The organism is Paenibacillus mobilis (assembly GCF_058267595.1).
Map to the genome: position 1 here is coordinate 572,150 of NZ_JBZCMS010000001.1, position 19,901 is coordinate 592,050.

General features: G+C 50.6%; 19 protein-coding genes. 14 read left to right on the forward strand and 5 right to left on the reverse strand.

Translation table 11 applies throughout. From position 1 onward, the window contains the following. The first annotated feature begins 96 nt into the window (after positions 1-96). Entirely contained in the window at positions 97-936 is an 840-nt protein-coding gene (locus AC3ZPD_RS02665) for an AAA family ATPase (RefSeq protein WP_490982708.1), read from the forward strand. Between the two features lie 27 nt (positions 937-963). Further along, the gene (gene rpsN, locus AC3ZPD_RS02670; protein WP_490982709.1) at positions 964-1,233 is read left to right on the forward strand and encodes a 30S ribosomal protein S14; all 270 of its coding nucleotides are present in this window, start codon (positions 964-966) and stop codon (positions 1,231-1,233) included. A gap of 60 nt (positions 1,234-1,293) precedes the next feature. On the opposite strand, the gene folE2 is transcribed toward rpsN, so the two are convergent. Continuing rightward, positions 1,294-2,244: a GTP cyclohydrolase FolE2 gene (folE2, locus tag AC3ZPD_RS02675; RefSeq protein ID WP_490982710.1), complete on the reverse strand. Its 951-nt coding sequence runs from the start codon at positions 2,242-2,244 to the stop codon at positions 1,294-1,296. A 336-nt stretch (positions 2,245-2,580) separates the two neighbouring features. Here folE2 and AC3ZPD_RS02680 point away from each other — a divergent pair, with 336 nt between their 5' ends. Continuing rightward, the gene (locus tag AC3ZPD_RS02680; RefSeq protein WP_490982711.1) at positions 2,581-4,092 is read left to right on the forward strand and encodes a glycoside hydrolase family 43 protein; all 1,512 of its coding nucleotides are present in this window, start codon (positions 2,581-2,583) and stop codon (positions 4,090-4,092) included. A 130-nt stretch (positions 4,093-4,222) separates the two neighbouring features. Here the strand turns inward: AC3ZPD_RS02680 and AC3ZPD_RS02685 are convergent, their stop codons facing one another. Continuing rightward, complete coding sequence (locus tag AC3ZPD_RS02685; protein WP_490982712.1) at positions 4,223-5,083, reverse strand: helix-turn-helix domain-containing protein; 861 nt, start codon at positions 5,081-5,083, stop codon at positions 4,223-4,225. Between the two features lie 211 nt (positions 5,084-5,294). Here AC3ZPD_RS02685 and AC3ZPD_RS02690 point away from each other — a divergent pair, with 211 nt between their 5' ends. Both AC3ZPD_RS02690 and AC3ZPD_RS02695 read left to right on the forward strand, forming a co-directional pair. After that, positions 5,295-6,998 (forward strand): ABC transporter substrate-binding protein, encoded by a 1,704-nt coding sequence (locus tag AC3ZPD_RS02690; RefSeq protein WP_490982713.1) that lies wholly within the window; start codon positions 5,295-5,297, stop codon positions 6,996-6,998. Between the two features lie 258 nt (positions 6,999-7,256). After that, positions 7,257-7,679 (forward strand): rhodanese-like domain-containing protein, encoded by a 423-nt coding sequence (locus AC3ZPD_RS02695; RefSeq protein ID WP_490982714.1) that lies wholly within the window; start codon positions 7,257-7,259, stop codon positions 7,677-7,679. 133 nt (positions 7,680-7,812) lie between these two features. On the opposite strand, the gene AC3ZPD_RS02700 is transcribed toward AC3ZPD_RS02695, so the two are convergent. Next, positions 7,813-9,465, reverse strand: a complete 1,653-nt coding sequence (locus tag AC3ZPD_RS02700) for a glycosyl hydrolase family 18 protein (RefSeq protein WP_490982715.1) — start codon at positions 9,463-9,465, stop codon at positions 7,813-7,815. Between the two features lie 420 nt (positions 9,466-9,885). Between AC3ZPD_RS02700 and AC3ZPD_RS02705 the strand changes: the two genes are divergently transcribed. The 8 genes from AC3ZPD_RS02705 (at position 9,886) to AC3ZPD_RS02740 (ending at position 16,249) form a co-directional block, all read left to right on the forward strand. Continuing rightward, complete coding sequence (locus AC3ZPD_RS02705; RefSeq protein WP_490982716.1) at positions 9,886-10,341, forward strand: GAF domain-containing protein; 456 nt, start codon at positions 9,886-9,888, stop codon at positions 10,339-10,341. Continuing rightward, positions 10,341-11,396 (forward strand): sensor histidine kinase, encoded by a 1,056-nt coding sequence (locus AC3ZPD_RS02710; RefSeq protein WP_490982717.1) that lies wholly within the window; start codon positions 10,341-10,343, stop codon positions 11,394-11,396. The genes AC3ZPD_RS02705 and AC3ZPD_RS02710 overlap by 1 nt, the downstream gene beginning before the upstream one ends. A gap of 19 nt (positions 11,397-11,415) precedes the next feature. Then, positions 11,416-12,063 carry a response regulator transcription factor gene (locus AC3ZPD_RS02715; RefSeq protein WP_490982718.1) on the forward strand — a complete coding sequence of 216 codons (648 nt, stop codon included), beginning with the start codon at positions 11,416-11,418 and terminating at the stop codon, positions 12,061-12,063. Positions 12,064-12,281: 218 nt separating this feature from the next. Beyond that, the gene (gene nirB / locus AC3ZPD_RS02720; protein WP_490982719.1) at positions 12,282-14,699 is read left to right on the forward strand and encodes a nitrite reductase large subunit NirB; all 2,418 of its coding nucleotides are present in this window, start codon (positions 12,282-12,284) and stop codon (positions 14,697-14,699) included. 5 nt (positions 14,700-14,704) lie between these two features. Continuing rightward, positions 14,705-15,016: a nitrite reductase small subunit NirD gene (gene nirD / locus AC3ZPD_RS02725; protein WP_490982720.1), complete on the forward strand. Its 312-nt coding sequence runs from the start codon at positions 14,705-14,707 to the stop codon at positions 15,014-15,016. A 134-nt stretch (positions 15,017-15,150) separates the two neighbouring features. After that, on the forward strand, positions 15,151-15,474 hold the full coding sequence (locus tag AC3ZPD_RS02730; RefSeq protein WP_490982721.1) for an iron-sulfur cluster biosynthesis family protein: 324 nt from the start codon (positions 15,151-15,153) through the stop codon (positions 15,472-15,474). Positions 15,475-15,552: 78 nt separating this feature from the next. Beyond that, positions 15,553-15,948 carry an SDR family NAD(P)-dependent oxidoreductase gene (locus AC3ZPD_RS02735; protein WP_490982722.1) on the forward strand — a complete coding sequence of 132 codons (396 nt, stop codon included), beginning with the start codon at positions 15,553-15,555 and terminating at the stop codon, positions 15,946-15,948. Then, the gene (locus tag AC3ZPD_RS02740) at positions 15,899-16,249 is read left to right on the forward strand and encodes a Rossmann-fold NAD(P)-binding domain-containing protein (RefSeq protein ID WP_490982723.1); all 351 of its coding nucleotides are present in this window, start codon (positions 15,899-15,901) and stop codon (positions 16,247-16,249) included. The genes AC3ZPD_RS02735 and AC3ZPD_RS02740 overlap by 50 nt, the downstream gene beginning before the upstream one ends. A 100-nt stretch (positions 16,250-16,349) precedes the next feature. On the opposite strand, the gene AC3ZPD_RS02745 is transcribed toward AC3ZPD_RS02740, so the two are convergent. Next, positions 16,350-17,216 carry a MurR/RpiR family transcriptional regulator gene (locus AC3ZPD_RS02745; RefSeq protein ID WP_490982724.1) on the reverse strand — a complete coding sequence of 289 codons (867 nt, stop codon included), beginning with the start codon at positions 17,214-17,216 and terminating at the stop codon, positions 16,350-16,352. A gap of 184 nt (positions 17,217-17,400) precedes the next feature. Here AC3ZPD_RS02745 and AC3ZPD_RS02750 point away from each other — a divergent pair, with 184 nt between their 5' ends. Next, positions 17,401-18,396 carry a Gfo/Idh/MocA family protein gene (locus tag AC3ZPD_RS02750; RefSeq protein ID WP_490982725.1) on the forward strand — a complete coding sequence of 332 codons (996 nt, stop codon included), beginning with the start codon at positions 17,401-17,403 and terminating at the stop codon, positions 18,394-18,396. 84 nt (positions 18,397-18,480) lie between these two features. On the opposite strand, the gene AC3ZPD_RS02755 is transcribed toward AC3ZPD_RS02750, so the two are convergent. Next, positions 18,481-19,836: a dicarboxylate/amino acid:cation symporter gene (locus AC3ZPD_RS02755; RefSeq protein ID WP_490982726.1), complete on the reverse strand. Its 1,356-nt coding sequence runs from the start codon at positions 19,834-19,836 to the stop codon at positions 18,481-18,483. Positions 19,837-19,901: the final 65 nt, after the last annotated feature.

Consider the following 19,901-nt stretch of genomic DNA (forward strand, 5'->3'; position numbering starts at 1 on the left):
ACGATTAAAATAGCGGCAAAAAGAGCGTTTCCAAGGATCAAGTCTAAGGTCTTTTGGCCGCTTTGAACATGGATGGAGGAGCAGGTTTAGCAGATTATGAGCAAAAGCAATCGATACAGCACTACCCGCCTTCCTACGGCAAAAGGCATGGACATGGCATCGGTGTATTCCCCGAAGGAATGTGCCCGCAAGGCCAAGTCCATCGTTTTATCCCCGGCAAACAAGACGATCATAGAAGAGTTTCAGGCGATTTTGGCTATGAAGGAACAATTCGACGAGCATGAAGTGCCGATACCCAACAAGATTATGATGTTTGGGCCTCCGGGGACAGGCAAAACGTTAACGGCTTTTTATCTGGCCGAAAGGCTGGGACTTCCGCTCGTGCTCGCCCGGCTCGATTCCCTGATCCATGCCCATTTGGGGGAGACGGGCAGCAATGTGCGGAAAATATTTGAATATGCCAAGGCTGTGCCTTGCGTTTTGTTTCTCGATGAATTCGACGCGATAGCGCGCACACGGGACAATAACGATGAAGTGAAGGAGATGTCCCGGGTGGTCAATACGCTGCTGCAGTGCCTGGATGAGTTCAGCGGCGAAAGTATTTTTATGGCGGCTACCAATCTGGAAACAGAGCTGGATCATGCGGTTTGGCGCCGATTCGATACTAAAATGAATTATTTGCCGCCTGATCGAAGCTGCCGGGAGACGTATGTACGCCTGCTGATCGATAAGTTTGAGACGGAAGAGGTTGTCCATGACCGCGCCGTTGACCTGCTCCAGGGCTGCAGTTATGCCGATATCGAGCAAATTCTGCTCAAGGCCAAACGAAAAGCGATTATCGGCGGCCAAAAATTAACCGTCCAGCTGATCGAAACCTCGATCGGCGAATATTTGCCGCAGCGGGCTCAGCTGAGCCGGCAGGAAACAGGTTCATAACCGATTTAAACCGAAAGGATGTTGAAAATGGCCAAAAAATCCAAAGTAGTAAAAGAACTGAAACGCCAAGCCATGGTAGAGAAATACGAAGCGAAACGCAGAGAACTGAAAGAAAAGGGAGATTATGAAGCTCTGCAAAAGCTGCCGAGGGACTCCTCGCCAACCCGCCTGCACAACCGCTGCGCGGTAAGCGGCAGACCACGCGGCTACTTAAGCAAGTATAAAATTTCCCGGATTGTGTTTCGGGAGCTGGCCCATCAGGGGAAAATTCCCGGCGTGAAAAAGGCGAGCTGGTAAGCGTTCCGGAACCTTAAGACCTTAAGCATACGGTTAAATCAAAAATGAAAAGCAGCGGTGCTAACGCACCGCTGCTTTTGTTTTATCAAAGCTGATTACCGCAAGCGCGTCATGAAGATGAATGGATTCCTCATTGCGGCATTCGACTCTAAAGGCAGTCACAAAATCCATTTCGTATAAATCGGCGGCTACAAGCCTTGCCATGTCCTCAACAAACCGGGGATTTTCGTACGCCTTTTCGGTGACGGCTTTTTCGTCCGGACGTTTGAGGACAGGATGCAGCGGAGCGCTCGCGTTGGATTCGATGGCTTCAAGCAGAAGTATTTTCCAATCCCTCTCCGGCAGCAACCGGCCATCCAGGTCCACGGTCACCTTAACTACGCCCCGCTGATTATGGGCGCTGTATTCGCTGATCTCCTTCGAGCAGGGACAAAGGGTGGTAACCGTCGTTTGCAGTCCGGCCTGAAAGGAGAGGGGGGCATCCTGCTTATAACGCGCTTTTACAGAAACAACCGAATGATTTAAACCTGTTTGTCCCAAAGCCGGGGAACGGCGTTCATAAAACCAGGGGAACTCCAGTCGGAGTTCGGCTTCGGTTTGGGCCATACGTTCCGCCATTTCTTTTACCAGCTGTCCGATCTCCTGAAAGTTTGCTTCCCAGTTGTTCTGTCTGTACTGTTCAAGCAGCTCCGTCAAACGGCTCATATTAATGCCTTTGGATTCCCGCTTCAAATTGGTCGTCAACGTCAAATCAGCAATGGTCGTTTGAACTTCCGGCATAAGCTCCGAGCAGATTTGAATAGGGTGTCGGACTTTGCAGATGCCAACTTGGCTGATTTCGAACAGATAATCATGATTCCGGTTCTGAAGATCCGGCATTTGCTCCTTGGTTGTCGGTTTGCTGCCCGGCTGCGGAGGAACGGAACCAAAACGGATCAGGCGTTCTTCCTTGGAAGGAAAATGTGTTTTTGAGTTAAAGCTAAAGTCCTTTGATGTTGGGTTTGAATTCATGAGTAGGCTCCTATATGTAAAGGTTTGGCTGCTGCTTGTGTTTAATCGTAATAATTACTAATAAAGTATAATGATGCGGCTCTTTATTGTCAATTTGCGGGTATGCTCTCAGCCGGCTTGAAGGGAGAAATAGAGATGTCCAAATCGTGCTGTTCGTTGACTTGAAAATGAAGGTATTCCTATCCAAAGTGACCTACAATGTGAAATGGAAAGTAGGGGTACAGCCTAGCCCCGTCTGGAACGCGAGGATGCCAGCCAGCTCATTCGCTTCCGGGACTTTCCCCCTTATCCGAGTTCAGCAGAACTCATCATTTTGACAAGACAGGAGTGCGAAGCATGCAGTACACCAATCCCGTTATTCCGGGTTTTTATCCCGATCCGAGCATTTGCAGGGTGGAAGACGACTATTATCTCGTTACGAGCACGTTTGAATATTTTCCGGGCGTCCCGATTTTTCATAGTAAAGATCTTGTTCATTGGCGGCAAATCGGCCACTGCCTGACAACCGGCAAGCAGCTTCCGCTTGAAAAAGCCTGGAGCTCGGGCGGCATCTTCGCCCCGACGCTCCGCTACCATGACGGCTGGTTTTATATGGTGACTACCAATCTGGGCGGAGTCGGGAACTTTTTCGTCAAAACACAAAACCCGGAAGGGCCATGGTCCGATCCGATCCCCGTAGCCCAGAATGGCATAGACCCGTCACTGCTGTTTGATGACGATGGCCGGGTTTATTTTCAATCTTCGCGGACTGGCGACCAGGGGGAGGGGATCTATCAGTGCGAAATCGATATCGAGACTGGCCGCATGCTGACGGAAAGCCGTCTGCTTTGGAAAGGGACCGGAGGAGCGTATCCGGAAGCGCCGCATCTTTACAAGATTAACGGACTCTATTATTTGATGATTGCCGAAGGCGGAACCGAATACGGGCATATGGAGACCATCGCCAGAAGCGTGCATCCTTATGGGCCCTATGAGTCTTGCCCCCATAACCCGGTTCTTTCGAACCGGAGTTTGAAAAGCAGCATTCATGCGGCCGGCCATGCGGATCTCATCGAAGCGCACGACGGAAGCTGGTGGGCGGTTTGTCTGGGCATCAGGCCGGTTTCTTATCCGATGGGCCACCATTTGGGCAGGGAGGTTTTCCTTGCGCCGGTTGAATGGACGAAAGAGGGCTGGCCGCTTATCGGGAAAGAGACGCATCTTGAACCGGTCATGGAAGGACCTTCCTGGACGGAAGTCCAATGGCCAGCCAAGCCGGTAAGAGACGATTTTAATGAATCCCGGCTCGGGATGGAATGGAATTTTCTGCGCAATCCCAAACCGGGCAGCTGGTCCCTCGTCGAGCGCCCGGGATATCTGGTGCTGCATGGCCATGAAGCGACGGTGGATGAAACGAAAGCGCCCGCTTTTATCGGCCGCAGGCTGTGCCATTTCAGCGCCAGAATCGAGGCCCGGGTCGAATATGAACCGGCTCATGACGGAGAGGAAGCAGGATTAACGGTATACAAAAACGATAAACACCATTATGATCTGGTCATCAGAAAGATAAACGGCCGGAAAAAGCTTGTCTTCCGCCGGACCGTCGGCTCCATGAAAACGGAGGATATTCGGGACTGTCCGGAAGGGTCGCTCGTTCTTCAAATTCAGGCCCATCCGGAGAAGATTGAGGCCTTTGTCCGGTCATCCGGGTCGGACCCCATCAGGATGGGAGAGGGGGAAACCCATCTGCTGTCTACCGAGATCAGCGGCGGTTTTACCGGTGTATACATCGCCATGTATGCCACGAGCGAGACGGGGACGGCGGCTCCAGCCTCTTTTGACTGGTTTGATTACGAACCTGCTGAATAACCCCGTCTGACTGAACACGAAAAGACATCCGAATCCTCGGTTCGGGTGTCTTTTTGCCGCTGAGCGCACAAGCTGTGCGTGCAAAAAATGAAGGCGCAGGCCTCCCATCCCTGTTTTCCGATTAGGCAGCTCAACGCTGCTGCCGGAAGGCTTTCGGAGAGAGGCCGAAGGTTTTTCTGAACTGGCGGGTAAAATAGTTGCTGTCATTAAAACCGCTTTCATAAGAAATTTCCGTAATTGAAAGCCCGGTTTGCTTAAGCAGCGTACAAGCCCGCTCCAGGCGAAGGCGCAAGAGATAAGCCATAGGCGTTGTCTGGTAATAAGACCTGAAGATGCGGTTGAGGTGCCTCACGGAGATGTCCGACCTCTTTGCGATGTCTTCCAGGGTGACCGGATCGAGATAATGATCTTCGATATAGGAGATGGCATTGGCCAGATGCATCAGGCTGTTGTCGACGCCTTTCTCCTGGTGATCGTATTGCCTGGACAAATAGACGACAAGCTCCATGAACCGGGAGGCCAGCAGGGTCTGGTAGCCGTGCAGTTTATTCTCATATTCCTCAATCATGCCCGAAACTAAAACCGAAATGTGCTCCAAACCCGGGATCGACATATTGAGTTTGCTTTCGTACGTCTTAAAGCTCCGGTAAAACGGCTCCAAAATAAAAAGCGCCTGAAAGCCGTTCAGCGTCCTTAAATCCGGTCCGGCCGTCTTGAGCATTTCCGGTTTGAACATGATGTTGCAGATTTTAAAATCATGAGGATCCTTATACGCATGCGGGGTGTCGCCGTTAATGACAAACACGTTTCCTTTTTTAATAAACGTTTCTTCCTGATTGACGACATGCGTCGCATGCCCGTTCAAGACAATCACGAGTTCTGAAAAGTCTACATGCCTGTGATAGCTGGTGTCTTCGTCATGCCCCCCGTATTGAATAAAAAAAGGAAATTGCTCATCCGTCGTAAACCAATTAAGATAGACTTTGCTCAAATGTCTCCCACCTGACTCTGAATCTTTGATGTCTATATCATGCTATTAGGTGACTTGAAAATCAAGGTTTATCACCCAACCCTGAACTAAAATAAGTCCTGTAGCGGAAGATTGAAAGCGGCTACAAAAGTGAGCCTGCTTCTTGAGACAAGGCGGGTTTTATGGAGCAGGACGCAGCAACGTACAGTAAATAAAGGGGGAACAAGCCAAGATGACTGGAAACTTGACGAAAAAGTTCGGAAGTATGCTTCTGGCCGGCATGCTTTTGGTAGCTGCGGGCTGCAGCAATTCCAGCAGCAATCCCGGAAATTCCGCAGATGCGGGCAGCGGGGACGATACGAGCCCGATTACCTTCTCGTTTTTCGGTGCGGATGCCAGTCCGAACTGGAACAATATGCAGGATGAGATCGGCAAAGAAATCACGGCCAAAACCGGAGTAACCCTGAATGCCGAATATGATGTAGGCAGCGGCGGCGGACAAAGCAAAATCGCTTTGATGGCGGCAAGCGGCCAATATCCGGACCTGATTTATGCCAAAGGTGAACTCGGCAAGCTGGTGGATGCCGGAGCCGTCATCGATTTAACCGATCTGATCGACAAATATGCGCCGCACATCAAAAAAGTGATGAGCGAAAACATGAACCGCATGAAATACAGCAAAGACGACCCGGCCATTTACGCCATTCCGACCAATGTAGGCGTAGACCAGCAGTATTTTGATGCGGACAGCGGTTTTGAGGTGCAGCTTCGCGTCCTGAAAGAGCTGGGCTACCCTCAGATCAAAACGGTGCAGGATTTTGAAAACGTCCTCAAACAATACGTGGCCAAACATCCGACTACGGACGGGCAGCCTACTATTCCATTGACTATCAATGCAGACGACTGGAAAATCATGATTACAGTGACCAACCAGGCGAACAACACGACAAACGGCACGTACGACGGCGAATATTATGTAGATCCGGATACTTATGAAGCTATGCTCCATTACAAACGTCCGGAGGAAAAAGAATACTTCCGCTGGCTGAACCATATGTACAACGAAGGTCTGCTGGATAAAGACGCGTTCGTGCAGAAGGAAGACCAATACAAGTCTAAAATTTCCAGCGGCCGGGTACTCGGCCTGACTTCCGTGGAATGGGAATATGCGGATGCGGAGAACGCCTTGAAAACGGCGGGCAAAGATGAATATACGTACGCTCATTTTCCGGTCACGATGGGGGAGCAATATAAAGATCATGCGATGCAGTCCTTTGGGGTAGACGGTTACGGAATCAGTATTACAACGGCCTGCAAGGATCCGGTCCGCGCGATCAAATTTCTGGACTGGCTGTCTTCCGATGAAGGACAAGTGCTTCGGAATTGGGGCATTGAAGGCAAACAATATCAGGTTGAGAACGGCAAACGTGTGATCCCCGAGGACGTGCAGAACCGAAAAGTGAACGACGCAGCCAACTTTACCAAGGAAACCGGTATCGGTTTGTATTCCATCTTCGGCGTCCGTTATGGAGACGGGGTCAAAGATTCTACGGGCAATTATTACACCACCAACTTCCCGGAGCAGATCATCGCGGGTTATACGGATGCCGAAAAGGAAGCGCTGGCTGCTTATCATGCGACTACCTGGAAGGACCTCTTCCCCAAAGAAGATGAATTTCCGGTCAAAGAATGGGGCGCTTTATACAATATGCAGGTGCCGACCGACGGGGATTATCAAATCATCTATCAGAAAACGCAGGATATCATCCGAAAACGGATTCCGGAAGCGGTGCTCGCAAAACCGGCCGACTTCGATAAAATTTATGACGGCTTCATTGAAGAGCTGAACAAAGCGGGAGCCGAGAAAATGGAGCAGGAATACACACAGCTGGTTAAAGACCGGGTATCGGTTTTTACCGGTAAAGACATCAAATAGAGAAGATAGGCAAGTCCAATTGAGTAGAGGATTTAAGAACGGAATAAGAAGCGAGGACCCGGACCGGAAGGTCCGGTTTTTTTTGGCTTCCAACGCGCCAAAGAACCTGAAAAAAGCGGGATTTACCGCCTTTTCCTATCGGAAATGCGATTTTCTTTTTTTTGAATTATTCCAATTTTACGCCTTGAAAAGGAAAGGGAAACCGGACTATAATACCCCAGGATGACCTAAACTTTTTTTAGAAAGGAAACCTGGATAATGGCAGTTGGATTGGCTGTGATCGCCGGAATGATAATGTTTTGGCTTATTCGTCAGCATTGGCCCGTGCGTAATCTTTCTTTTTTTGAAGCGCAGGACTGGAAGAACAACAAGAAGCACTGCCCCGAGATGAAATTGCTTGATGTCAGGGACGCTTCGGACTTTCAAAATCTACATCTTCCTTGCTCGGTTAATATTTCGCTGGGCCGGCTTCCTTTCATGTGGAATAAGGCGTTGTCCCCGGAGCAATGCGTGGTCATTGTATCCAACCGCACCTTTAAGACTAAAAAAGCAGCTAGAATTTTAAGGAAGCAGGGATTCCAGAGGCTGTATGCCATTCGGGGGGATATTTTCAGACGTGATCCCCTTGTTGTGGAAGGGTTAAAATCGGATTGCCCCAATGGACACGGATTCAGTCTTTGAGATAGATGTATGATATAAACAAACAACGAAAAGAAACAACGGCGCCTCCCGTCCGCATTTCCTGTACTTTCAGGTCATGCGAAGCGGGAACGCCGTTGTTTTTCTTTTTGTTCTTTAGCGCGTATTTAAGCTTTTACTTTTCATTCAGCTTCCACAAAGCCGGCGTGTTTGGCGGCTCCCAGGTAACGATGGAAGTGTGGGCCTGAAGGCAAGTGTATGTTTTTCCCCCGTAAGTCACTACATCCCCGACATGGTAGGAAACGCCGGCAGCCCAGCCGGAAACCCCCGGAGGCGGAGTTGGCGATGGGGTAGGCGTCGGGTTAGGTGTTGGGGTTGGTGCAGGGCTAGGACTCGGCGTTGGAGTTGGGCCGGGCGTCGGTGTAGGAGTAGGGGTAGGACTTGGGGTAGGATTCGGCGTTGGCGTAGGTCCCGTTCCGCCGTTCAGGTCCGTATTTAACTTGTTTTGCAGCGTTTTGTTGCGGTCGCCGCTTAGCTCCCAGAACATGGCGCCGCGCAAACCTTTGGACTTCAAATAAGAAATTTTATAGCCTATGGATTCGGAATCGTCATAACTGATAAAAGTTTTTGTGGAAGGATTATAAAGATAAGGTACTTTAGCTGTATCGTTCCAGTAGCGGGTGTAACCATTTTTATTAATATAGTTGGCTTCGAGATCGTAAAAATCATAGCTGCCGTTCTCCCAGGTGCCGGTATTGGATAGGCCGGATGAGACCTGATATTGACCGTTGCCCGAGCTTGGGGCTCCGCTCCAACCGCGTCCGTAAAAAGGCATGCCCAACACAAGTTTACTGGCGGGTACGCCGTTCGCCAGGTAGGTGGTGACGGCTTTGTCGATATTGAAGTTTTGAGGATCCGTCAAACCCGAAGAGCTGGCTGCAGGATCATAGTACAGCGGAGCGTTATGCCCGGTGGTGGTGTTCCAGGCTCCGTTAAAATCATAAGTCATGATATTAATCCAGTCCACGACTGACGCGATCCCGGCCAAATTATTGTTGGCTGCATACGACGGGCTAGCGCCGGATGCGATGGTGAGGAGATACGTCTTGCCGTCTGCTTGCCCGGCTGCATTCAGCTTCTCGCGAATCTTTTGCAGGAGGAGAACGTAGTTCTGTTTATCTTCTGCGCGTACGCTGTTCCCCGCGAGACCGCCGCTTACCGGGTACTCCCAGTCCAAATCCACGCCATCCATTTGGTATTTGCGGATGAAATCGACGGCGGAGTTCGCAAAAACTTCACGTGTCGCAGCCGTTGCGGCCACGTCTGAGAAGCGGTTCGACCAGGTCCAGCCGCCTACGGAAATGACGGTTTTTAAATTCGGGTTCCGTTCCTTCAGCTTCCAAAGCTGCTTCAGATTTCCTTTGATGGGGTCGTCCCACTTGTCGCCGTCAAAGCTTTTTCCCGTATCGATCCAGGGATCGCCCAGGACAATGGTTCCGTTAGGAACGCTAATGGCCTGGCCTTGTTCATTCTGACAGCTCCAGGTTACCGGGTTCGGTCCCGTCGGATCAGGGTTGCCATGGATGCCGTTCCAGCAAATATCCGCAAAGGCGTAATTAATGACGTTCATTTTGGAGGGATCGATATCCGTTACATTGTAGCCGCGCGCATAAGCGGCCCATGAAGGGTAGTAACCGACCAGCTTGTAATCCTGAGCGGCCGTAGCGGTTTTGACGGATGAACCCAAAACGGGGAAAAGGGTGAGCACAAGCACGGCAATCATTCCGATAGAGAAGGTTTTACGTAAACGCTTTTTCTTAAAGAACATTGCGATTTACCTCCCTTGTCTGAGATTAGGCAGCACATCCCGATCGATTGAACGCTGAAAAATCCAGACTCACCCCCTCGGAAGACGAATTTACCTTCACTTGGTTGATGGACTGGTGAAGAGAAAACGAAAAATCCGGGTGAAGGTATTTCTATTTTCATCCAGATTTCTCCAGGGGTCTAGGGATAAAATCCAACAATAATGGGGGAATTATCAGCAATACCCCTTTTCATCGACTGACAAGCAGAAAACGCACAGGCGCCTTATCCTTGGGCATCCGTTTTTTTATATTTTAAGGCCGTTGAAGCCAAGCCGGTAACGCTGCAGCTCCTTTTATTGAAATCTCGGAGAGGGAGGTTTATTCTATACAAAGAGAAGAAACAGTCTTAACGAAAGATTCGGCTGATGGGTGGTTTAACGATGAATAATGGGGAATTTCAAACGGTGCTCGACCAGATGCGGCTTCAATCCGGCTATGACTTTATGGCCTTGGCGCTGGTAGAATCGGCCGAATTCAATTATGTAATCAAATGGAAATTTGCATCCGGAAATTTAAACGAAGGTTATAAACGGATTGTGCTTAAATCAGGCCGGGGGGTCCCCGGAATCGTGTTCAAGACGGGCAAACCGCTGACGATCCCTTTTGTGCCGGATTTTGTGAATCCGGAGGACCTTTTTCAATATCCGATTATCAAGCTGGAGGAGTTGTCCAGCCTGGCGGCGGTGCCGGTCTGGCATGACGGGCGCGTTGCGGGAGTTCTTCTCGGCGCTTACCGAAGCGGACAGCGGGTGGCTTCCTCGTCTGCAGACGAACTGCATGCCTATGCGGCCGGTGGACTCGCGGATTTAAACGGGAAGGAAAGGATGCCAAGTTGATGACCGAAAATAACATGCAGATGGACGCTTTGATGACGAGGCTTTATGCCGGCAGCATGGAGGCTATTCTTTTCTTTGACCAGGATGGAAATGTACTCGCCATGAATCCCGCTGCGGAGAAAATTATGTCGGACCAAGCCATAAAGCAGCTGCTGCAGGGTGAGGAGAACGGCATATGCGAGGTTTGCAGAGGGTTTACGAGCGAGACGGAGCAAAGAACCTGTTCGAACTGTTACATGCAAAGCCAAGAAACCCGGGATTTCAGTTCCTTTCAGGTTTTTATCGATACCAGGGATGAAGGAATTCTGCCTTATACGGCTTCTTTCCAAACACTGGACGCCGGGCGGGGCATTCGGGTGCTGATGCTCAGAGGGTTGACCAAGCAGTATCAAACCCAGGAAAGATTGTACCAGAACAAGATCATGAAACATGTCATCGAAGCTCAGGAGAATGAGCGGAGACGGATCTCCCGCGAACTGCATGACAGCGTGGCCCAGGAGCTGATGAGCGCCGTGGTGGATGTCCGAGTGCTCAAATATTTAACCGACGATACGAAGCTCCTGACCAAAATGAATCAAACTGAAGCCTTGATGACCCGGCTGCTGGACGACATCCGGAACTTATCCGTGGAGCTCCGCCCGGCGACGCTGGACGACTTTGGGCTGGAGGCCGCCTTTAAAACGCATTTTAAACGGATGGAGCAAAGCTACGGCCTGTTAATTGATTTTACCTCTTCTTTGGATCAAAAACGGTACTCCAGTGAAATCGAAACGGTGGTGTACCGGATCTGCCAGGAAGCGGTGCTGAATGCGCTCAAATATGCGCAGGTCGACCGTGTGGAGGTGCTGCTGGAGGAAAGAGACGGCTCGCTGCAGCTGATCGTCGAAGACCGGGGAGCAGGGTTCCAGCCGGGGCAAGAGCCGCAGGGCACAGGTTTGGGGCTGTTCGGGATGCAGGAGCGCGCCGAGCTGGTCGGCGGAGTCTGTCGCATCTTGTCCAAGCCGGGGGAAGGGACACGGGTTACCTTGCAGGTGCCCGTCCCTCCAGCGGAGTAAGGAGGGGAGAAACTTTTTTATGAAAATTGTAATTGCCGACGATCATGCGGTTGTCCGCAGCGGCTTCTCCATGATTTTAAATTTCCAGGAGGACATGGAGGTAGTCGGGACTGCGGCGGACGGGCTGGAGGCTTATTCGGTTGTGGCTAAACACCGCCCGGATATTCTGATCATGGACCTCAGCATGCCGCCGGGCGAAGGCGGACTTATCGCCACCGGAAAAATCAAAGAGGATTTTCCGGATACAAAAATACTGATCCTGACCATGTATGACGATGAGGAATATTTGTTTCACGTTTTGAAAAGTGGCGCTTCCGGTTACGTGCTGAAAAATGCGCCGGAAGATGAATTGCTGTTTGCCATCCGCACGATTTACGGCGGCGATATTTATATTCAGCCCAAAATGGCCAATTCTCTGGTAAAGCAGTGGATGAAGACGGATCAGAGGGATTCGTCGGAGGATCCTTTTGAGCTGCTTTCCAGACGGGAGATCGAGATTTTGCCTTTAATCGCCAAGGGTTACGGGAACAAGGAGATTTCGGAGAAGCTTTTCATTTCCGTAAAAACCGTAGAAGCGCATAAAGCCAAAATCATGGAGAAGCTGAATTTGAAAAGCCGCCCTGAATTGGTCGAATACGCCTTAAAGAAAAAATTGCTGGGCTTTTGATCCTTCTTCTCAAGGAGAAGGAAAGTCCTGAAAGAAGCAGCGTTTTTCTTCTGGGCATTTTTTCATTAGGGAGAACCCTATAGACCACGCAGGAAAAAGAGCTTATTCGTAGCGGGACTCCCCTCAAATTCAGGCATTTCCCTAATAGGTTCGCCTACAAGGGTGTGATACATTTAAATCAGATAAGTGAATGAAATCACAAACTTGGAGGGAGTCTCATGGCGAGGGAAAAGCTGCTGCTGATAGGGAACGGGATGGCGGGCGTAAGAACGGTTGAGGAAATCCTGGATCGGGACGCCGAACGTTACGACATTACCATTATCGGGGAAGAAAACTATACCAATTATAATAGAATCATGCTTTCCAATGTGCTGCAGAACAAAAACACAATAGAGGAGATTATCACCAACCCGGCAAGCTGGTATGCCGAACAGCGGATCGAGCTGGTTCATCACGATCCGGCGGTGAGCCTGGACTCTGGGGCCAGGAAGGCGCGCACCCAAAGCGGCAAAGAAATCGGCTTCGATAAATGTATTTTGGCGACGGGTTCGAGATCGTTCATTTTGCCGGTGGAAGGTTCAAGCCTGGAAGGCGTTTTGGGTTTCAGAACCATTGACGATACGCTGAGCATGCTCGAAATGGCCAAAAGCTACCGGAAAGCGGCTGTTATTGGCGGAGGACTTTTGGGGCTGGAGGCAGCCAAGGGACTTGTTGATCAGGGCATGGACGTCACGGTCGTTCATCTGGAGAAATGGCTGATGGAAACCCAATTGAACGAAATGGCCGGCAAACTGCTGAAAGCGGATTTGGAGCAGCAGGGCCTGAAGTTCCTTATGGAGAAAAAAACAAGCCGAATCCTTGGCGACACCCGCGTCACGGGAATTGAATTCAGCGACGGCTCCATACTGGAAGCCGATATGGTCATCATGACCGTCGGCATACGCCCGGAAACGACTCTGGCCCGTCACGCAGGTTTAACCGTAAACCGCGGGATTGTCGTAAACGATTGGATGGAGACTTCCGCTTCGGGCATTTATGCGGTTGGCGAATGCGCCGAACACCAGGGGAAAATATACGGACTGGTGGCCCCGCTGTTTGAGCAGGGCAAAGTGCTGGCCGACGTTCTAACCGGGAGTGAAACCGCCCCTTATGGCGGAAGCACAACCTATACGTCGCTTAAAGTTTCGGGCTGCGATCTTTTTTCGGCAGGAGAGATCAAGGAAGTGGGCGGCGTAAAAAGCATAGAAGCCTATGATGGCCTGGCTAACAGCTATAAAAAGCTGTTCATCCAAGACAGCCAGGTAGTCGGCATCGTCCTTTACGGAGACACCTCCGAAGAGAACCGTTACTTCAAGCTGCTGAAGCAGAAGCAGGATATTTCGGCATTCACTTCAGTTTCCCTGCTGTCTGCAGGCGGCGGATGCTGCGGGGGAGCCGCTGCGGACGATGTGACCCAGTGGGCCGATGATGAAACGGTATGCGGCTGTAACGGGGTAACTAAAGGCACGATTCTGCAGGCGATCCGAGGCAAGGATCTCAAGTCGGTAGCAGAGGTAACCAAAGCGACCAAAGCTGGCGGTTCGTGCGGAAAATGCAAGGGCATGATCGGAGACCTGCTGACCTGTGTATTGGGCGATCAAGTGGCCACAGCGCCGACGGGCATTTGCGGCTGCACGGACCTGTCGAGGGACGAAATTGTGCTGCAGATTCATGAGAAAGGACTGACCACCACGGACGAGGTTTACGAGCAGATCGGATTCCGAAACCGGGAAGGCTGTCCGAAATGCCGGCCTGCCGTCAATTTTTACCTGAATGTCGCCTTTCCGAAAGAACATGCGGATGAACCGGCTTCCCGTTTCGTCAACGAACGTCTGCATGCCAACATCCAGAACAACGGCACGTTTTCCGTCATTCCGAGAATGCGCGGTGGACAAACTACACCTCAGCAGCTGATGCAAATTGCCCGTGTAGCTGAAAAATACGAGGTGCCTCTGGTCAAAGTTACCGGCAGCCAGCGGATCGGACTCTACGGCGTCAAGAAAGAAGACCTGCCGAACATGTGGGAAGAGCTGGACATGACCTCGGCTTCCGCTTACGCCAAAGCGGTGCGTTCCGTGAAGACCTGCGTCGGCGCCGCTTTCTGCCGGTTCGGCACGCAGGATTCGATGGGTCTCGGCATCAAGCTGGAGGAGCGTTATGAATTTATCGATACGCCGCACAAATTTAAAATGGGCGTGTCGGCTTGTCCGCGGAGCTGCGCGGAAACCGGAGTGAAAGATTTTGGCGTCATCGGCGTCGAAAACGGCTTCCAGATCTACATCGGCGGCAACGGCGGGACCGAGGTGCAGGAAGGTCAGCTGCTGACAACGGTCGAAACGGAGCAGGAGGTCATCGATATTTGCGGGGCTTTCCTTCAATACTACCGGGAAACCGGCATTTACGCCGAACGGACGGCGCCTTGGCTGAAACGGATGGGCTTTGACCCTGTGAAAAAGATTTTGTTAAGCGCGGAGCAGCGCGCCGAACTGCTGAAACGCTTGGATGAAGCGGTGGAAGGCAAACGCCGGAATCCTTGGCAGCAAGTCGTCGAAGATCAAAAACTTCAAAAAGACCTGTACACGGTCGTAAGGGGATAATCCGGATGCCAAAAACAAAAGTTTATGTTGCCAAACAGGAGGAGCTCCTTCCGCGAATCGGATACAGCGTGGTTTGCGGGGAGCGGAAGATAGCCGTTTTCCGTCTGAGCGACGGCCGCATCAAAGCATTGGAAGACGTCAGCCCTTATCGCGAGGGTCCTTTGGCGGAAGGAACGGTTTCGGGGGAATACGTATATTGCCCGCTCTATGACTGGAAAATTTCCCTGCTGGACGGCCAGGTGCAGGAACCCGATCACGGAACGGTCGCTACCTTCGAAACGCTGCTGGAAGACGATAAGGTATACATTTGGGTATAACGCGTTTAGCGGCGAAACCGCCCAATTAGAGGCACTCCAACCAAACGGGTGCCTTTTTTTGCGGGATTTGGTATGCTTACGAAGCAGTGTTTAGCGTTGTTCGAAGAGCCAAACTTAAGGAGGAAATCTGCGCTATGAGAATCGAAATGAATGCCTGGACGGAGCGGAAGCTAAATGAATATTTAAAGGGAACAGCGGGCTGCTTTAAGTTTTATTATGATACGCAGGACTGCGGCTGCAATGGCGTGCTGGTTCTTCAGCTTTTGGATCGGCCTCTGGAAACCGATGTGAAGGCTGAGGCCGATTCATTTACCATTGTCGTTGACCGCCAGCAGCTCCAGCAGTTTGATGAAGTGATGCGGATCGAAGCGGATGCCAGTTATCCTTCCTTCAAGGTAAGCAGCGATGCTTCTTTGTACAGTTCGAATGTAAGAATCCAGGATCTGCGGAGCCGTTAAGCTCTCTTGGCCTAAAAAAGCCTCCGGGTGGAGGCATACTTGACATTAAATAAATGATCGTTTAAGGAGAGTTTACAAATGTCGAAACCCAAAGTATGGATGATAACGGGAAGTTCAAGAGGGCTTGGCCGAAGTATAGCGGAAGCGGCATTGATGAAAGGGGATTATGTGATTGCCACTGCGCGTAACCCGAAATCCTTGGACGATTTGGTTCAACGATACGGGAATCAAATCCATCCGCTTGCTTTGGATGTTAGGGACGAGCAGGCCGTAATTAAGGCAGTTGAGCAGGGCGTTCAAGTGTTCGGGAGCTTGGATGTTATGGTGAACAATGCCGGTTATGGGGATATTGCTTCCATAGAAGATGTTAAGATGGATGATTTCCGGGCAAAGCGCGAAGGGGGCAGTTGGAGGTTTCTCGGAGGTGCTGGCGCAGGAGGTAGCCCCCTTTGGGATCAACGTTACCGTGATTGAACCCGGCGGCATGCAGACGGATTGGGCGGGTTCTTCCATGACCATTCCTCCGATTAGCGAACCTTACGAGCAGACAGTAGGCACCTTCGTAAAAATGATTCGGGAGCATGCCGGACAGGAGCCCGGCGATCCCGCCAAAATCGCGGAGGTGATTACAAAGCTGTCCGAAATGGAAGAGCCGCCCGTCCGCCTCTTGATCGGCAGTGATGCCGTTGCTTATGCCGGGGCCGCGCAGCAAGCACGGGCGGCATCGGATTTGAAATGGCGGCACTTGAGCGAGTCGGTTAACTTTACTTCTTAATCTCAAACCAATAGAAACGTCAGGTTAGGGAATAAGGTCGTTCTGGAATTTAGTTGCATTTAATGTCCGGGACGGCCTTCACCGTTTTCAGGAAGACCAATCACACTTCCTTCATCAAGTCCAGGCGCTGGAAGGCGGCCAGGGCCTGCAGCGCTGCCTGCCTGTTTTTTTGATAATCCAATTGGTAGATATAGGAGTAAAGGACGTTTAGTACATACTCAAGCGTAATTTGGGAATAGAAGGTTCCGATTTTGGCAAGCGGATCTTCATCGTCCGGCAACTGGATGCAAATAGAGCTCAGTTCAGCCAGCTCGCTTCGGGGGGATGAAGTCATCGTGACAAAAGGAATGCCCGAGCTTCGGAAATGCCAAGCAGCCTTAATATAAGGTTCGTATTGTCCGCGGTAGGTCAGAAAAAGAGCGCAGTCTTCAGGGGTCATATTCATCATATGATAGGCCCACTCAGACCGCTCGGTAGCCAGGATGACATATTTATTGATTTTGATCAGCCTGTTTTTAAAGCTTTCGGCCCGGATCTGAGAATCGCCTTTGGCGAAAATAAATATTCGGTTTGCTTTTTTTAAAAGAACGGCCGCCTCGTTCAGCTTGCTGCCGTCTAATAAATGGTAGGTTTTATCTATGCTTTCCTTCATCAGCTCCGCCATTTCCTTGGCCATTTGCTCGGCCGAAGCTCCCGGCCGGAAAGGCAAATTAGGGTCCACGCCGGCAACCTTTTCAATCGACGCTTGGAATTCCTGGGCGAGTTTGATTTTAAAATCCTTGAATCCGGGCAAGCCCAATTTCTGAGTGAGCCGGATGACGGCGGAATGCGAGGTAAAGGTGAGCCGGGCCAGCTCCTGCACGCTTAAAGGCAGGCAGCTTTCGCGATGCTGCAGGATATAGGCGGCAATGCTTTGCTCATTAGGCGTAAAACCTTTCATTTCCTGGAGTAATTTCAGTGTCTTCATCCTGTTCACCTCTGACCCATTTTAGCAGAGAGTCTGCAAAACTCCAAAATGAACAAATTGTTCAGCCCCGGCTTCTTAATCTATAAAATCCGTTGAACGAAAATACCATTCTATCGTTTATCTCTTAATAAATCGTCACATTCTTCTTATAATCAGGATATAGAAGACAGGAGAGTGGATTGTAATGAAATTAGGTATAGCAGGTTCAGGAAAAATCGTTATGGAGCTGTTGAGCTTCATCCATGAGATTCCTTCGATTTCAGTCACGGCGATTAGCGGTACTCCCAGAAGCCGCGAGAAACTCCAACAAATCCGGAATCAATACGGAATTCCGGCTGTTTATACGGATTACGACCGCATGGTGGAGGACACGGAGAATCAAGTCGATACCGTATATATTGGCGTTCCCAACCATTTACATTTTGATTTGGCCAAAAAGGCGCTTCTAAACGGCAAACATGTCATTTGCGAGAAGCCTTTTACCTCCAATTTGCAGGAGTTCCGTGAGCTTGAACAGCTGGCAGGAGAGCGGAAGCTGATGCTGCTTGAGGCGATCACAACGATTCATTTGCCCCATTACAAATCCATTCGGAAGCGGGTTGAAGCACTTGGACCCGTAAAAATTGTGCAGTGCAACTACTCCCAATATTCGTCGCGATACGACGATTTCAAAAAAGGCAACATCCTGCCTGCTTTTGACCCGGCGATGTCCGGAGGTTCCCTGATGGACATTAATATTTATAATATCCACTGGGTAATCGGGTTGTTTGGCCGTCCCGAGCATGTAGAGTATCTGGCGAACATGGAGAATGGGATCGATACGTCCGGCGTGCTGCTGCTGGACTATGGCCGGTTCAAGGCGGTCTGCGTCGGGGCGAAGGACAGCTCCAGTCCGTCCTTTTGCAGCGTACAAGGAGAGAAAGGCAGTCTTTATATGGAGGGGTCGCCAAACGCGTGCGAAACTTATCAATATACCTTAAACCAACAGGATCCGATAACCGTTAATCATCAGGAACAGCGGCACCGGATGTTCCAGGAATTCGTGGCGTTTGAACGGCTGATTGGGCAGCAGGATTGGCCCGCTGTACAACAATTGCTGGACCACAGCGGACAAGTCATGGAGGTTCTGGAGGCGGCTAAAAAATCCGCAGGGCTGGCCTTTGCAGCAGATGCCCGTTAACGTGAAGAAGGGGAAAGGCCCGGCCTCTCGAAAGAGAGCCGGGCCTTTTGTCGGGATTAGAGCGATTTTCGGGGATTGAAGACCTTAAACCGGATTTAATTCCAATTCGTCGTTTTCATTGCTGTTAAAAACGCTGCGGTCTAACTCTCCTTCGGAATCGGCTACCAAAACGGAAGTGACGGTAGTGCCGGTAGCGTTTACGGCGGTACGGCCCATATCGATAATGGATTCTACCGCAACGACCAAACCGATACCTTCCAGAGGAAGTCCCAATGCAGTCAACACCACCGTGGTTGCAATGGAGGCGGGGCCGGGAACTCCGGCTACGCCTACGGAAGAGATGATGCTGACAAGGACAATCAGGACGTAATCGGTAAAGCTCAGGTTGATATTGTAGACATGCGCTACAAAAACCGAGACGATTGCCGGCCAAATGCCTCCGCAGCCGTTAAAGTTCATCGTTGAGCCGAGGGGGGCTACAAAGCTGGCTATTCGGGAAGAAACCCCAAGCCGTTTTGTGATGACTTCCAGGTTCACCGGCAGGGTGGCGTAACTGCTGCGCGTCGTAAAAGCTACTGCAATGGTAGGATACGCCTTTTTAAAGAAGCGTAACGGATTCAGCTTGGCTACAAAAGATATAAGGCCGCCAAAAACCAGGACAAAGTGGAGAATCAAAGCCACGTAGCTGACCAGAATCAGCATGGCTAGCGGTTTAAGCGTTTCAAGGCCATACCGCGCAGCCATTACCGCTATAAGCGCATATACGCCGTATGGCGTGAAACGAAGGACGAATTTGACAACCTGATGCAGAATCTCCGTCAGGGAAGCGAACAAGGTTTTTACGGGCTCGACCGTTTCGGGTTTTCGGGCTCCGACCTTGACGATGGCAATCGCGATGAAGATGGCAAAAATCAGTACAGGCAGCACCTTGCCGTCGGCCGCTTCACTAACCGGATTGGAAGGCACCTGATCCAAAATGACCTGAAAGAAGCTGGGAACTTCGCGGGCCTCGAAATTTTCAGGTGTGCTCGCCGTAAAACTTCCTGCAGGGTTCAGCGCAAGGGCAATCAGCAGGCCGATAATGGCTGCGACTCCCGTAGTCCCGAGGAACCAGGCGACGGTTTTTATGCCGATTTTCTTAAGAAACGCAATGTTGGTAATAGAAATAATACTGTTAATTACGAGTACAAAAACAAGGGGGATTACAATCATACGTATCAGACTTACATAAATGGACCCGATCGTGCTTACGCCTTCGAACTGCAGTTCAAACCGGTTGAAAATAAATCCGGCAACGAGTCCCAATCCCAGCGCGATAAGCACTCGGGTTCCAAAACCTACCCTCTTCTTAGCCAAATAATAAAGCAATGCGAGGATCACTGCCGATACCAGAAGCGTAATCCAGTTGTTCTGTATGGCATTGACCAGGTTGTTTTCCAATCCAAATCATCCTTTCTGTCGTTTAATCTGTTAATGTGACAATTCCTATGTAATTACTTTGTTTA

Bases quoted from the DNA above. Each gene is read 5' to 3' on its own strand.
- AC3ZPD_RS02665 (WP_490982708.1), top strand. From the start codon at position 97: ATGAGCAAAAGCAATCGATACAGCACTACCCGCCTTCCTACGGCAAAA.
- rpsN (WP_490982709.1), top strand. From the start codon at position 964: ATGGCCAAAAAATCCAAAGTAGTAAAAGAACTGAAACGCCAAGCCATG.
- folE2 (WP_490982710.1), bottom strand. From the start codon at position 2,244: ATGAATTCAAACCCAACATCAAAGGACTTTAGCTTTAACTCAAAAACA.
- AC3ZPD_RS02680 (WP_490982711.1), top strand. From the start codon at position 2,581: ATGCAGTACACCAATCCCGTTATTCCGGGTTTTTATCCCGATCCGAGC.
- AC3ZPD_RS02690 (WP_490982713.1), top strand. From the start codon at position 5,295: ATGACTGGAAACTTGACGAAAAAGTTCGGAAGTATGCTTCTGGCCGGC.
- AC3ZPD_RS02695 (WP_490982714.1), top strand. From the start codon at position 7,257: ATGGCAGTTGGATTGGCTGTGATCGCCGGAATGATAATGTTTTGGCTT.
- AC3ZPD_RS02700 (WP_490982715.1), bottom strand. From the start codon at position 9,465: ATGTTCTTTAAGAAAAAGCGTTTACGTAAAACCTTCTCTATCGGAATG.
- AC3ZPD_RS02705 (WP_490982716.1), top strand. From the start codon at position 9,886: ATGAATAATGGGGAATTTCAAACGGTGCTCGACCAGATGCGGCTTCAA.
- AC3ZPD_RS02710 (WP_490982717.1), top strand. From the start codon at position 10,341: ATGACCGAAAATAACATGCAGATGGACGCTTTGATGACGAGGCTTTAT.
- AC3ZPD_RS02715 (WP_490982718.1), top strand. From the start codon at position 11,416: ATGAAAATTGTAATTGCCGACGATCATGCGGTTGTCCGCAGCGGCTTC.
- nirB (WP_490982719.1), top strand. From the start codon at position 12,282: ATGGCGAGGGAAAAGCTGCTGCTGATAGGGAACGGGATGGCGGGCGTA.
- nirD (WP_490982720.1), top strand. From the start codon at position 14,705: ATGCCAAAAACAAAAGTTTATGTTGCCAAACAGGAGGAGCTCCTTCCG.
- AC3ZPD_RS02730 (WP_490982721.1), top strand. From the start codon at position 15,151: ATGAGAATCGAAATGAATGCCTGGACGGAGCGGAAGCTAAATGAATAT.
- AC3ZPD_RS02735 (WP_490982722.1), top strand. From the start codon at position 15,553: ATGTCGAAACCCAAAGTATGGATGATAACGGGAAGTTCAAGAGGGCTT.
- AC3ZPD_RS02745 (WP_490982724.1), bottom strand. From the start codon at position 17,216: ATGAAGACACTGAAATTACTCCAGGAAATGAAAGGTTTTACGCCTAAT.
- AC3ZPD_RS02750 (WP_490982725.1), top strand. From the start codon at position 17,401: ATGAAATTAGGTATAGCAGGTTCAGGAAAAATCGTTATGGAGCTGTTG.